The 14,825-nt window shown below is 39.9% G+C and carries 10 protein-coding genes; 3 read left to right on the forward strand and 7 right to left on the reverse strand.

The window, feature by feature from the left end:
- The first annotated feature begins 136 nt into the window (after nucleotides 1–136).
- The 3 genes from A3GM_RS0108305 to A3GM_RS0108315 all read left to right on the forward strand — a co-directional run bounded on the left by A3GM_RS0108305 (nucleotide 137) and on the right by A3GM_RS0108315 (nucleotide 5,300).
- Nucleotides 137–3,106, forward strand: coding sequence for a PEP/pyruvate-binding domain-containing protein (locus A3GM_RS0108305; RefSeq protein ID WP_018362919.1), 2,970 nt, complete (start codon nucleotides 137–139; stop codon nucleotides 3,104–3,106).
- Nucleotides 3,107–3,315: 209 nt separating this feature from the next.
- Nucleotides 3,316–4,482, forward strand: a complete 1,167-nt coding sequence (locus A3GM_RS0108310; RefSeq protein WP_018362920.1) for a XylR family transcriptional regulator — start codon at nucleotides 3,316–3,318, stop codon at nucleotides 4,480–4,482.
- A gap of 167 nt (nucleotides 4,483–4,649) precedes the next feature.
- Nucleotides 4,650–5,300, forward strand: a complete 651-nt coding sequence (locus A3GM_RS0108315; RefSeq protein WP_018362921.1) for a hypothetical protein — start codon at nucleotides 4,650–4,652, stop codon at nucleotides 5,298–5,300.
- Between the two features lie 663 nt (nucleotides 5,301–5,963).
- On the opposite strand, the gene A3GM_RS0108325 is transcribed toward A3GM_RS0108315, so the two are convergent.
- The 7 genes from A3GM_RS0108325 to A3GM_RS0108355 all read right to left on the reverse strand — a co-directional run bounded on the left by A3GM_RS0108325 (nucleotide 5,964) and on the right by A3GM_RS0108355 (nucleotide 14,820).
- Entirely contained in the window at nucleotides 5,964–7,439 is a 1,476-nt protein-coding gene (locus tag A3GM_RS0108325; protein ID WP_018362923.1) for a PA14 domain-containing metallophosphoesterase, read from the reverse strand.
- 81 nt (nucleotides 7,440–7,520) lie between these two features.
- Entirely contained in the window at nucleotides 7,521–8,351 is an 831-nt protein-coding gene (locus A3GM_RS0108330) for an ROK family protein (protein ID WP_018362924.1), read from the reverse strand.
- A gap of 10 nt (nucleotides 8,352–8,361) precedes the next feature.
- Complete coding sequence (locus A3GM_RS0108335) at nucleotides 8,362–9,900, reverse strand: MGH1-like glycoside hydrolase domain-containing protein (protein ID WP_238299311.1); 1,539 nt, start codon at nucleotides 9,898–9,900, stop codon at nucleotides 8,362–8,364.
- Between the two features lie 149 nt (nucleotides 9,901–10,049).
- Nucleotides 10,050–11,177, reverse strand: a complete 1,128-nt coding sequence (locus A3GM_RS0108340) for an alkaline phosphatase (protein WP_018362926.1) — start codon at nucleotides 11,175–11,177, stop codon at nucleotides 10,050–10,052.
- A gap of 82 nt (nucleotides 11,178–11,259) precedes the next feature.
- On the reverse strand, nucleotides 11,260–12,063 hold the full coding sequence (locus tag A3GM_RS0108345) for a hypothetical protein (RefSeq protein ID WP_018362927.1): 804 nt from the start codon (nucleotides 12,061–12,063) through the stop codon (nucleotides 11,260–11,262).
- A 245-nt stretch (nucleotides 12,064–12,308) separates the two neighbouring features.
- Nucleotides 12,309–13,121, reverse strand: a complete 813-nt coding sequence (locus tag A3GM_RS0108350) for an endonuclease/exonuclease/phosphatase family protein (protein ID WP_018362928.1) — start codon at nucleotides 13,119–13,121, stop codon at nucleotides 12,309–12,311.
- Between the two features lie 100 nt (nucleotides 13,122–13,221).
- Nucleotides 13,222–14,820 carry a RagB/SusD family nutrient uptake outer membrane protein gene (locus A3GM_RS0108355; RefSeq protein WP_018362929.1) on the reverse strand — a complete coding sequence of 533 codons (1,599 nt, stop codon included), beginning with the start codon at nucleotides 14,818–14,820 and terminating at the stop codon, nucleotides 13,222–13,224.
- Nucleotides 14,821–14,825 lie beyond the last annotated feature (5 nt).

The raw sequence follows: 14,825 nt of genomic DNA on the forward strand, positions 1-14,825 counted from the left end.
TGAATTAGATACCTATTAAAAAAACAAAAGCTATCTTTTTACTGGGAAATAACATTCCTTTTACAATGCAATAGCTATCCTTTTACACAGGAAAAGCAATCTTATTACAATCTTAAAGCATAACCATCAAAGAACAATGACTAATCAACCGCAACACCAATGGAGCAAGTTCTATCTTAAAGATGTGACCTTTGCCAACTTAATGATGCGACGCATTTATAACATTTTGATTGTGGCTAACCCCTATGATGCCTTTATGCTTGAAGATGATGGGCGCATTGAAGAGAAGATATACAACGAGTATATGGAGCTTGGAATGCGCTATCCGCCTACATTTACGCAGGTGAGCACCATTGAAGAGGCTGAGGATATATTGGAAAAGACCAATATAGACCTTGTTATTTGTATGCCAGGTAATGCCGACAACGATGCTTTCGACGTGGCAAGAGCCATTAAATGCAAGTTTACAGCTATCCCATGCGTGGTTTTAACACCCTTTTCTCATGGTATAACAAAGCGTATGCAGAACGAAGATTTAAGTATTTTCGATTACGTTTTCTGCTGGTTAGGTAACACAAACCTCATTCTTTCAATCATTAAACTGATTGAAGACAAGATGAATATCGAGCAAGATATCGAAGAAGCGGGCGTTCAAATGATTCTATTGGTCGAAGACTCCATTCGCTTCTACTCGTCTATTCTCCCCCATTTATACAGTTTCATTCTTGCACAAAGTAAGCGTTTATCAACCGAAGCGCTCAATCGTCATGCCGCAACTCTACGTCAACGAGGTCGACCTAAAGTGGTTTTGGCTCGTACCTACGAAGAGGCTATGGCGTTGTACAATAAATATCGTGACAATACTCTTGGTGTTATTAGCGATGCACGCTTTCCTTTTAAGGGCGAAAAAGACCCTGAAGCGGGCTTAAAGCTATTGTCTGAGATTAGAAAACACGACGAATATATTCCGCTTATCATGCAAAGTGCAGAGTCGGAGAATAGAGAAAAGGCTGAAAAATCAGGCTTCCGATTCGTTGATAAGAACTCTAAAAAGATGAGTTTAGACCTCCGTCACCTCATGGAAGAGCACATGGGATTTGGTGATTTCATCTTTCGTGACCCCAAAACACGCAAAGAAATCATGCGAATTAGTACACTAAAGGAGCTTCAAGACAACATCTTCACCATTCCAAACGACTCTATGCACTACCATATATCACGCAATCACGTGAGTCGTTGGCTATGTGCTCGAGCCATTTTTCCCGTTTCTGCGTTCCTAAAAGATATCACTTGGCATAAATTACAGGACGTAGATACGCACCGACAGATTATCTTTGACGCCATAGTTCAATATCGACACATGAAGAATATCGGTGTTGTGGCTGTATTCGACCGCTATAAATTCGACCAATATGCGCACTTTGCACGCATTGGAGAAGGCTCTTTGGGGGGCAAAGGTAGAGGTCTTGCATTCTTAGACAATATCATTAAGACCAATACTGAGTTCGAACAATGGCAAGGAGTGAGTGTTCAAATACCCAAAACGCTGGTGCTTTGTACAGATATCTTCGACCAATTTATGGAGAAGAACAATCTTTATCACATCGCATTGAGCAATATTTCGGACGAAGAGATATTGAATAACTTCTTAAAAGCTGAGCTTCCGCAACAATTAAGAGAAGACTTTATCACCTTCTTTAAGGCCACTAACACCCCAATAGCTATTCGTTCGTCATCGCTTTTGGAAGATGCTCACTACCAACCGTTCGCTGGAATATACTCAACTTACATGATTCCGCATCTCAATGATCAAGAATTGATGCTCGATATGCTTGAATCTGCTATCAAAGGAGTGTATGCTTCGGTGTATTATAAGGACTCAAAAGCTTATATGACGGCCACAAGTAATGTGATAGACCAAGAGAAAATGGCGGTAATTCTGCAAGAAGTGGTGGGCAAAAACTACGACCATTACTTCTATCCAACCATCAGTGGGGTACTAAGATCTATCAACTACTACCCCATTGGTAACGAAACGGCTGAAGAAGGCGTTGCTTCTTTGGCCTTAGGATTGGGTAAATACATTGTAGATGGAGGCTTAACGCTTCGTGTTTCGCCACATCATCCACACCAAGTGTTGCAAACAAGCGACACAGAAATAGCGCTTCGAGAGACTCAAACACGCTTTTATGCGCTCGATCTCAATGACATTGATTCGCTGTTTAAGGTAGACGACGGCTTTAATATCAAGACTTTGCGTGTAAAGGAGGCTGAAAATCATGGCTCTTTAAACTACATTTCGTCTACATACGATGCATACGACCAAATCATTCGTGAAGGTTTTTACCCACAAGGACGCAAGATTATCTCTTTCACAGGGGTGCTTCAACAAGGCGTTTTCCCTCTTCCTGAGTTGTTACAGATAGCTCAACGCTGTGGAGCAGACGCCATGAAACGACCTATTGAGATTGAGTTTGCTTGCAACATCAACGACGATAGAACGGGAAGTTTGTATCTATTGCAAATCAGACCCATTGTAGATAGTAAGCAAATGCTGAACGAAGACGTGGCAGCAATAGACGATTCGCAATGCATTTTGCGCTCGCACAACTCGTTAGGGCACGGCATTATCGACGATATTACAGACGTTGTGTATGTTAAAACAGACGATTCTTTCACCGCTGCAAATAACTATTATGTTGCAAATGATATCGAACGTCTGAACAAAAGCTTTGTAGATGAGAACAAAAACTATATTCTTATAGGTCCAGGACGATGGGGTTCGAGCGATCATTGGTTGGGAATACCTGTTAAATGGCCTCATATTAGCGCAGCAAAGCTCATTATTGAGACCTCATTGGCTAACTATCGCATTGATCCAAGCCAAGGAACGCACTTCTTTCAGAACCTAACAAGCTTTGGAGTGGGCTACTTTACGATTGATGAAAACACCAAACAAGGATTTGTTCAACAACAAATTCTCGACGAAATGCCTGCTGTTGAGGAAACAAAATATGTGCGACACGTGCGTTTTTCTCAACCTCTTAGAATCTTAATGGACGGCAAACGCCAAGAAGGAGCGGTGCTTTTTCCCGAAACCAACTAATCTATCACACTGCAACTAAAAAGCAAGAAGATGACAACCGAAATGCTCATGCTTTGCAAGTTCTCTGCAACGATATTATAATTTTATAACATTCTCTTATTAACTTAGCCATAGTTAGTAAGGGAATTTTGCATTTTTATTGTGCAATAATTATTCTATATTCTGTAAATTTGCAATACTAAACCCTACAACTAAACATCTATCCAATCATGATACGCATCATATTCTTAACCGACTTCACTGAAACCTATTCGCATTCGTTGCTTTTAGGGGTACAAAAATACGCCAAAGAACAGCCCAAAGAATCGTGGGTGATATGCCGTATGCCCCCTTCTTACAAGCAACAACATGGCATTGAGGGCGTAGTTCAATGGGCTTTGAACTGGAAAGCCAATGCTATTATCGGCAGATTTGAGCAAAATGACAACATAGAACTGCTCTTACAGCATGGAATTGCAGTGATTGCGCAAGATTTTAAACGGAGATTTAGTTCTATTCCCAATATCACTGGCGACTATATCGCTACTGGTGAGATGGCTGCTCGATTCTTTTTGCAACGTGGCTTCAAGCATTTTGCATTCTTAGGATATAAGAATATTGTGTGGAGTGATGAGCGTTTCTATGGTTATAGACACGAACTTGCGAAACAAGGACTTAAAAACGACATCTTTATATACGACAATCAGAAGCTCGAATCGTTTTGGTTTGACGACCTACAACAGCTCTCTTCGTGGATAAAACACCTACCACCGCACACCGCTTTGTTTTGTTGTGACGACAATCAAGCCAACAATGCCATCGAAGTGTGTAAGCTTTCGGGGGTGAAGATACCACAAGATGTAGCCATATTGGGCGTTGACAACGATAAAATGATTGCCGATTTGTCTGATCCAAAGCTATCAACTATCCGTTTAGACATCGAAAAAGGCGGTTACGAAACAGCCCAGTTCATTGCGAAAACCATTAAAAACAAAGAGCTTATTCGTAGCAATCACAACATATATATCAAGCCTATTTCGGTGATTAGCAATGCATCTTCGGACATTTTTGCCACCAAAGACAAGTATATTTTGCAGGTGTTGGATTTCATTAAGCACAACATCAATCGCTCTATCAATGTAAAAGACATTCTTTCACAAGTGCCTTTGTCTCGTCGTTTACTTGAAATGCGATTCAAAGAAGCCACAGGAACATCGGTATATCACTATATCATTGAATGTAGAATTGATCATTTTGCATCGTTATTAGAAACAACTAACCTTGCCATTTGCGACATCATTGCGCAATTGGGCATTAATAATTACGGCAGTTTCTCGCAACTTTTCAAAGCAAAGAAGGGCTGTACGCCTCATTGTTATCGCAATAGAAACAAGTAAACACACGCCTTTACGTTCTTTTTAGGATTCATTTTTTGTGGGGATAGCATCGCTCACAAGGCATAATAATTTCATTATTTTTAGGTATTTTATGGTTATTCGCAACATTGTACCTTTGCAACCAACAAACCACGAATAACTTTTCACGATAAACAAAAATAATTATTATGCACTTAAAATCTACAAAATTTGCACTACTTGCTATTTGCATGCTTTTCATTTGCAATGCAGTGAAGGCCAATGGCTATGTTACTTTCAACTTTAAAAAGAACCCTTGGAAATTTATTAACGCTAAACAAGGTGACGAACCCAACGTTGGTAAGTTTGAAGATGGATTTGAAATTAAAGAAAAAGGCTTTACTATCGTAAACAAAAAGCACAACGACACCAACTGGAACCGTATTGAAAACGGCTTTTTTGTGGTGTATCCCAAGAACGATATCGTTATAACTGCACCTGCAGGTGTAGAGATTTACCGCATAAACATTGTGGTAAGAAGTATTTGGGACTTTGGTCTTAAGAACGATAAGCACCTCCTTCCCGATCCAGATGAAGAGATGGCGATGTCTGAAGAGACCTTTGGTTTCGACTATGTAGGTAAAGTTGCGACCTTTACAGGTAACAACAAGAACACCGTTATCGAAACAATTACGGTGAATTATACTGGTACTCCAACCGCAATAAACAGTATTAACAAGCCTACAATCTACCCCATTGCGGTGTATAACCTAAGTGGTGTGAAGGTGGGCGACACCAATTCGCTTAGCAATCTGCCTAAAGGTGTGTATATTGTGAATGGCAAAAAGGTGAGCAACTAAATGCTCTTGAATATAGATATTGAATAATCTGTAATATAACAAGCCTTAATTTGAGTCTGCACAAGTAAGGAAAACGAACAAAACTTGCTTGTTGCAGACTTGCTTTTTAATGCCTCTTTCACCCCTCACAACGATGATTTGAAAACCATTTGCACTGCAAATAAAAAAACAAGGAACCGACAGGTTGAAAATAAAAGCGATGCTATTACACTCTAAAAGCAATGCTATTAAATGGTAAAAGGATTGCTTTTGCAACATAATATCATTGCTTTTTCAAGACGAAGAAATAGCACATTTTTTATAAGCGTGCAACAAGTGTGATGAAAGGGAAAGTTTTTAGGTTAAAAAAGTGCAACAAGTTATCTGCTTTAAACATATACTCACGATGCAAATTCTTTTAAATAGGTATTCAACAAGTACTTAGTTATTTTCTTTTCGTGCAAAAATAAAGAGGCTCCGCCGAGCCTCTGGTCTCTTTTTGCGTAGCTATTTTGACATTAGCTACCAGTCTTTTACACAACATCTCGTTGTTTGTCAAAACCTTCCTTTTATAAAACTAAACAATCTCAATTACCTCTTAACCTAAAGAGACCCTCTTAAAGATTTGTAGTCGTGTAAATCCTGAACACAAATATCATTAACTAACAATGAATATGGTTGTCTTTACTTTTTCTTTTTGATCTCTTTATCCACCCAAAGCATTGCAGATGGAATGGTTCTTTCGGTTATATCTTTTGTAGAAAAGCCCACTTCGAGAGCTTGTCCCATGTAATTTTCAAAATAATGAAGTTCTAACTTATGAAAACCTGCAGCCAAATTCACTTTACCTTCGGCACGTTTTGCGCTGTGACCACCATCGTTATTCACCACTTCTACACCGTCTATGAAGAGCTTTGAGCCATCATCTGAATAGGTATAAAAACGATAAACTCCGCTTTCGGGCACCTTAATATAAGCTGAAAAGATGTAACCAAAATGATCTTTCGAGCCCTCTTCATCGATAATAAAGTTGGGCATCACACCTTCTTCCTTTAAAGTTGCCTTTGGAATGTCGGCTGTTTGCTTCATATTTCCTTCGTAATAGCGATAAGAAACACCATTTTGTATGGGTTGAAAAGAAAGAGCTGGCATTACTTTTAATTGCTCTTCGTCTTTTGAAGACAAGCCCGATGGATAGTAGAAATAATCGCAATTGCCCTCATTTGTAGCTATCCATGTGTCGAACTTAAACAAATCTTCGTAAAGTTCAATGATTCTTGCACCTGGTTTCAATGCTCCATAGGCATCATAGCCACTCACTCGGCCATAGCCTAAGGCTATTTTGCGCTCTAATCCGATAAAATCATTCTGATGATCGTGGCCTGTAAACACTCCAATAACATCTTTCTTATCTACCAAACTACCAAACATTCCGCTGTTGATGCGTGCCGACCAAATGCCATCATCTTCATATTTACCTTGATAATCACCTCTTTCAAGAACGTTATGATACTCTACTAAGGGGATATGAAAGAACATTAAAGATGGAAGAGGACGCTTATTGTTTTGCAAGGTGAATGCTTCTGAGGTGCGACGATACCACTCTATTTGGTCGAAATGAATCCAATCGTACTCTCCAAGATCTTTATCTGGCTGATAATCGTTTGAATCTATGCAGTAAAGAACGGCTTTTGGCTTTGCATTGGCTGTGTTATTGTCGTAGATGGGCAATGCACAATTGCCGTTTCCGCTAATCTCTTTAGGCGAAGGAAGGCCTGAATAGAATTTAGAAGCAAACAACATGCGATATATTTCGTCTCTTGAAAAATGCTCTGCATCGTGATTTCCCATTGTAACAACAAAGGGTATGCGAGCGGTTTCGAATATTTCTATAATCTGTTTCCAACCCTTTTCGTATGGTTTTTCGGTGACTACATCACCTGTAAGTATAGCTATATCGGGCTTTTCTCGTTGTAAGATGTTGAGAATTGTGGTTCGAGTAGAATCGCATTTTGGTGATTTAGCGTCCCAATGTAGGTCTGTAAACTGCGCAATTCTAAACTTTTTGTTATGAAAAACAAAAGGCTTTTGAGCCCAACTGCTCACCACTTGAAGGGCAAAAAGGATTAGTATTATGAGCGATTTATAGTTCTTTGTCATTCTATTTATATCTATATAATGTTGATATTCAATTCTTTTGTTCTTTGTTTTCAAACTTCTCCCTGTCGCTTTGTTTTGCTTTTAGGGCAGACAAGATGCACCTAACAAATTGCTATTGGATAGTTTTGAATAGCAAATGGTGGCTTCGTTCAATTCACTTGGATAAAGAAAGCCTTCGTGAAGCGACTCTATCATACTATAATTAAAGAACTCTGACGCTTGAGAAAGGCCTCCTCCGATGACAATTGCTTGCGGAGCATAAGTGTAAAACACCACTTGTAGAAGCTTTCCGAGGTGATATCCAAACTCTTCCCATAAGCGTTTAGCAGCTATGTTGCTGTTCTTTGTCTCTTTAAAGAGCTGTTCCCCTGTTGTATTATGCTTTGAAAAGAATCCACTACTGCAATAAGTTTCGTAGCAATCGTCGAGATATGGCAAGCAACCTATCTCGCCTGCACCTGTCTTTAAGCCTCTATATAGCTGCTTATTGATGATGATTCCAGCTCCAACTCCAGTGCCAAGGGTTATTCCTACCACATCTTTAAAGCCTTTAAGACTACCGAATCGTTGCTCACCAAGAACGAAACAATTAACGTCATTATCTACTTTTACGGGCACATGATATTGGTTTTCGAAGTAAGTTCGAAGGTGAACCTCTTTCCAAGAGGGTATGTTTACAAGGTTATAGGCTATTCCTTTCTCTGTATCTACAATGGAAGGAATTCCAAATCCTATTGTTGTTACATCACAATCGATGAGCTCATCGATCATTGTTTGTATTTGTTGAAGTACCTCTTGCTCTGTTCCTTGAGCCTTACACGTTTCCTTTTTGATACTTACAATAGTATTGTTGCAGACTTTAGCCACTCTAATATTGGTGCCGCCAAGGTCTATTGAGATAGATGTTTGCATGGTGTTACATTTAAATAGTTATACTTCCTTTTCTTATCTCAAATTCTTTTTTATTGTTTTCCCATAACAATAAAAGTTTAAATGGTTCGTTGGTGGTGATGGTTACTTTTGGTTTTACATTTTTATTACTACGTTTTTCTACTTTAATATCTATACTTCCGTTCTCTCCAAAGGGGTATTTTTTGATGCCATAAGCATCGGTTAAAGTCACATCAAGAGTGATTTCACGCTCTTGTAAGTTCGCTCTGATACCGAAGATGTATTCGATTAAAACGGCAATAGGAGGCAAACCTGTCCAGCCAACAAAGTCTTTTCGAGCCATAAAGCCTGGCTTTGCGTCTTCAGGAGCATAGTATTCCCAAAACGTTCCCGTGTCTTTATACACTTTAAAGACGTTGTCATAGTGGTTCATTGCAATGTCGAAAGCCAATTGTCGATATCCTTTTTGAGTTAAACCTGATATCAACATATAGTTAGTTCCAGGCCAAACGCCTCCTAACCAATATCTTCCATTCGCCTTATACTTAGGGTTTGAGGCTGCAAGAGATGGCGTTCTGTGAGGTCGATTGAATGAAGTTGTGTCGCTTAAATGCGCAACAAGCTGGTCAAGTCGGTCTTTTGAGAGTACATCTGTATGCAAAGCCCAATAGGCATAGATTCCTTTTACATTGCTTAAGCTGTCATCTGCATACTGATCGCATAGGAATTGCAGGTCTTTATTCCACATATTGCGCTCGATATAGGCAGAAAGTTGCTTTATATCGTCTTCAAATGTCTCTATTTCTTGCCATCTTTCGAGGTAAAATCCCATCTTTAATAAGATGTTTGCCACCATTATTTGCTGCAAACAAGCATCTAACCACACCATATGTCCATTGCTATAAATAGTATTATAGGGCTCTTTCACACGTGGCATGTTGTCCATTCCTGTTCCCCAACCACTGCTCCAATAGGTTCCATTGCGCCAAGTTCGGTTCAATTTGAGCCACTTATAGTAGGCAGCAAGAACGGGAAAGACTTTGTTTAAGCGTGCTTCATCACCATATTGAGTGAAGTATAGCCACTCAGACCAAGGCAAAATGTTAGGTCCAGTGCTTGTAGGATCATAGCGACTAAAGCAATCTGAGCCGTCAACTCTTATCTCTCTGCAAATGAATCCATCAGGATGTTGTTTCGAATAGAAGTTGTTTAGCGTTGCTTGAAAAGGGAAAAAGCGTTGTCCATAACGGCAAAACATGGTGATAAAAGCATCGTCCCACATAAAAATATTACCATTATAAGCAGGCGCAATGTAGCTATTTACGAAGCCAGAGTTCTCTTTTGGATGACAAATATTGCTCAATGCCAACTTCCAAGCATGCCAATACATAGCAATTTCGTCGTTATGATTCTCCCAATAAGGCTGTGGAAGCACCTTTTTAGCTTGCTCAAAAGTACCTGGAAGCGTTGTTGTTGGTTTCTCTGTGCGATAAGAATTCTCTGCAACAAGGGTCTCCATGACATACGTATTCTTATAAGGTAGCTTGTAAAGAGGCGACCCAGAGGGCATAAGATTTTGCCCAAATAACACCGAAACGATGCTAAAACAGAGCAAAACAACAGTGAGACGATGTATCCAAAGACTTCTATTATGTATTTTCATAAGCTACTTTACGTGGTTTTTCTTCAATAGTTTCTTGCTAAAAAGAGGGTTATTATCTAGAGATTGAGGAGCTTTTTAATCTTTTTGAATATGTCGGTATTATCCATAAAGCCTGTAAATTGCTCAGAACCAGGCCCAAAAGCATAGACAGGAACCATCGTTCCAGAGTGATCTCGAGTTGAAAAATGACAAGTAACAGTGCCCTTTTCAAGGTCACCACCTAACAAAGTCAATCCTCCTGTCTCGTGATCGGCAGTCACAACCACAAGCGTTTCACCATCTTTAGCCGCCCATTTCATCACAGCACCAATCGTTCTGTCGAAGTCGTGCGTTTCTTTCATGAGCATATCTAATTGATTAAAGTGACCATAATCGTCTAATTGCGAGCCTTCTATCATCATAAAGAAACCTTTTTTGTTTTGATTGAGCAGCTCAATGCCCTTTAATGATGCTCGAGCTAATAGGTCTCCACGTTCATCTGGTAGCGGAGTATCCACCAAATAAGGCACAGCAAAGACCTTACCGCTATTGATTTTCTCTAAACTTTCCCACGAACGAGCGATCTGATAGCCCTTTGTTGAAAGCTCATTGAATAGGTTTCGGCCATCATTTCGATGTTCAAAGAACTTAGCTCCACCGCCAAAGGCATAGTCAATACCGCAATTTACGTAGTCAGCAGCAATCTCTTGCTCTCTATCTCTATCGCTATTATGACAACAGAACGTTGCGGGTGTGGCGTCCCAAAGTCGACATGTGACTGCAATACCTGCCGACTTGCCTTTTTGTTGAGCCAACTTACAGAGCGAAGGCACAGGATTTCCATCGCCATCTACGCCTACTGCATGATAACGAGTCTTCACTCCGCTCGACAATGCCGTTCCTCCTGCACCCGAATCAGTCACCAATCGATTGAGACAAGGAGTTTTAGAAAGACCCGTGTATTGAGCATTTTCTAACCAAAGTTGTCCCCTATTGCAAGTCCATGCAGTGTAGATGTGCATCAAACTCATTCCGTCCCCTATCATCAAGATAACATTTTTCACCTTTTTTCCTTTGGGTGGAGTGATCTTTTCCACTGCATAAGGGGTCTTTAAGGTATAGGTTTGGGTGTTAGTTTGTTGTCCTTTAACTCCTAAAACAAAGGAAAGAAACAGACTACAAAGGGCGATTGTGCGATAATTCATATTGTTTCGTTTTGAAAAGGTGAGAAGAATAAAGTCTTTTCTACCACTCATTAGGTTGCAGAGTGATAGAAAAGAACAAGTATTAATTTACACTTGCCTCAATAAAAAGGCAATAACCAGTAGTGCCAGAGAGCTTAGTTGCAACTGTTTCTCGTAACATCCACGATGTTGGTGCAATGACAAACAAGGCATAATCCTTATCTGCTTCTTTGGTTGCAAAGGCCAACTTCACATTTTGTACAGTCTTAACGGCTGTTTGAAGCTTCTCTGCTAAGCTTGTTTTTACCGAACCAACGAGCACAGCTCCATAGTTACTGCTCGCCAAACGAGTTAAAACTGGAAGTGAAGCAGTGATTTGTTCTTCGCTAGAAAAACGTGTTGTGGCAAAAGGAACAAGGATTTTGACGGGTGTTTGCACATTGCTTTGAGCCATAATAGGCACAAATTTGATGTAACAATCATCTGTTACCTTGAAACTTTCTTCGGTATTCAACTTATGATTAAACAAGATGGTACTTCCTTCGATATTACTTGTGGTGTAACGATGAAGAGAGAACGATGTAAAACGAGCTGTTTTCACTGCAAGATCGGTAGAAAGAGTCTTGCAAGCATCATACCATGGATAGTTTTGAACATCTGAACGCTCAACAACTCCTATTGAACACGCCTGCCCTTTGGCATTTAAAAAGTCGGAAATAGCATCGATATGGGTCTCTGTTTTATCGCTCAATGTAGATACGACATACACATCAATGGTTTTATTTTTATTCCATTCTTTCGCTTGTTCAGAGTTTTCTTGATGATTAGGAATAACGCCCCACTCCTCTTTTATACACGAAGCACATAAAAGTGCGCCGAAAAGGAAAAACAAATGTAGGTGTTTCATATCGTTATATATTATTTAAATGATTCATTACTTATAGCTTATCTTTCATCAATGCCATGCGGTGGTGTTGCAATAGCATAGCTTTTAGTATGTAATAGCTATCCTTTTACCATGCAAAAGCAATGCTTTTTGAATGTAATATCAATGCTTTTTCTGCGCTGTGAATAACACTTTGCCAAGGTGCAAAATTGATTTTGGAAAAGATAAGATATAGAATATAAATTATATAAAGTGTCGGTTCAGCTCTATTTCATTTTTACTACTGAAACAACAGGGCAGTGGTCGGAAAGTTCTTTGCCGTTTAAAAAGCGGTCGAGAACACGACATGACTCTAAAGTCCAGTGACCTTTTGAACCAAAAATGAAATCGATTTTCGACAATCCTAAGTATGTTCCGCTGTCATTGTCCATTCTTTCAAACACGGTTTCAATCTTATTGATCACCGTTGAGCCTGCTCCCATGTTCATATCTCCTGTTAAGAGCATTGGAATAGACGAGGTATAGACTTTATCCGATACCAAAACTTCGGCTTGTTCGAGCTGTCCTCCAACGTGATCTAAGTGAGTACTTGCTGCTCTTATCACTTTTTTTGAAGGAAGAAGAATATCTGCATACACCACACCTCGTTGGTCGGCAGAACCTTTTGGACGTGGAAGTTGCAAGCAACTGCTATTCAAAATGGGGTAACGAGATAAGATGGCATTGCCATAAAGCTCGTTAAGCGAATAGCGATAGTTTTCTTCTGAATACTCACCTTTCTTGTTAGCAAGGTTATAAGAGTAGCCAAAGAGTCCAAACATATTGAGTTTTTGTGCCAATTCTGCCACAACATCACGGAATTTTCCATTACGTTGCTGACGAGAACTTCTGTTTTCTACTTCATTTAAACAAATGATATCTGCCTCTTCACTACGCAACAACTCGGCATAGGGAGCAACATCGAAGTCGGGTTCAAATGAACGTATGTTGAATGTAATCACTTTTATCTTGTCTTGTGCACACAATTGCTGTGTAGCAAAAAGCGATACAAGGAAAAAGAATATCCATATTTTTTTCATAGCGATATGAAATTAGATTGTTATGAAGTTGAGATGGAAAGATAGATAGTTTGTTTGCATTACGAAACACTTGTCTTCTTGCCTCTCAACTCTTTTAATATTAATATCCCATATTTTGTTTCAAGTTGCCAGAAACACTCTTTCTAACCTGTGAAGCAGGTATTGCAAACACTTGATTCTTTACTGGATCGAAGGTGCGTTGGGGCCAAATTTCGATCTCTGTAACACCTGTTATGCTTGTTCCATCAGTGGTTGTAGAAATACCATGCAACGCTTTTGCATAAACAGTTTGTGCATCTCCCCATCTAACAAGGTCGAGATGGCGACTTGGTTGGAATTCGAATGCTAACTCACAACGACGTTGGTTCTTCAATTCAGCTTTGGTTGCAGAAGCGTTTTGTGATAGTCCTGCACGATGACGAATTTGATTTAGCAATGCTTTTGCTTCGTTATTACCTTCGCCTTGAGTCCAAATTAAAGCCTCAGCCTTCATCAACAACACATCAGCAAAGCGAATAAGACAAGTGCCGAGGGTGTTACTTGCATTGTTTCCGTTAGGGTTTAGGGTCTTACCAATGCAGTCTGCAGCTTCGAAAGGAGCCATAAACTTTCTGAAGGTCATTCCAGATGTACTTGAAATAGTAGCTGGTGAAACTCCAAAATGAATGTCGTGACCTATAAAGGTGATGTGTTGTCCGGGATAAAGAATGGTTGCATCTCTTCGTGTATCACCTGCTTCAAAAGCCTTGTACAGTTCAAGTGTGGGCTGGAAAAAGCCCCATGTGTTGTAATATCCCCAACCTCCGTTTTGGAAAGACATGCCATGAAACTTCGGACCTTCGGTTGCATTGCCCAAAAGTGAGAAGATATATTCTTCACAGAAGTTGTTTTCTGGTCGGAAAAGCTTGGTATAATCGGGATAAAGTGCTCGCTTATCAGCTCCTGTAAGATTGATTACTTTGTCGCAATAAGCAATTACTTTTTGATAATATGCTGCGTCCCACTGAGCTGCATACAATGCTGCACGTGCAGCAAAGGCCCACGCTGCAGCACGATGAGGTCTGCCATAATCATCTTCACTCAATTGAGAAAAGAGTGGAAGAGACTCTGCTGCCTTATCCATATCGTCTAAAATCATGTCGTAATTGGCAAGAACTGAAGCTGGACGAGGTTGGTCTAAGTCTGTTGTTGGGGTGTTTTCGGTTACAATAGGTATTCCTCCATTAGGTCCATTGTCGCCATAATAAGGTGCTAACCATAAGTAAGCAAAGCCTCTATAGAAGTGAGCTTGCCCAACAGCAACGCTCTTTAAGTTGGCAGAGATATCCATATTGGGAACGTTTCTCAACACGTCATTGGCTTTAGCGATGAGCTGATACATTGCAGGCCAATTGTCTTTGGCATCTCTTCCGTTAGATGCAGACATCTGGAAGTTCTTTATTTGAGCTGCTTCTGCATTGGGACGACCTGTTACAAGATTGTCACTACAATTCTCAAACCACATCATTCCACGACCAGTTAAGCCTTCTTCGTATGTAAAAGCATGGAAAGCATCGAGCGCTTTGTTTACATCTGCTTCTGTTTTCCAGAAGTTTACCGAGCCTTGAACGCCGTAAGGTTCATACTCTAAGCCACATCCATTGAGCATAACACCAACAAGTGTGCATGCCATTATCTGTTTGATATTAAGGAATTTCATAATAG

This window comes from Hoylesella nanceiensis DSM 19126 = JCM 15639, from assembly GCF_000379965.1.
GTDB classification, from domain to species: domain Bacteria; phylum Bacteroidota; class Bacteroidia; order Bacteroidales; family Bacteroidaceae; genus Prevotella; species Prevotella nanceiensis.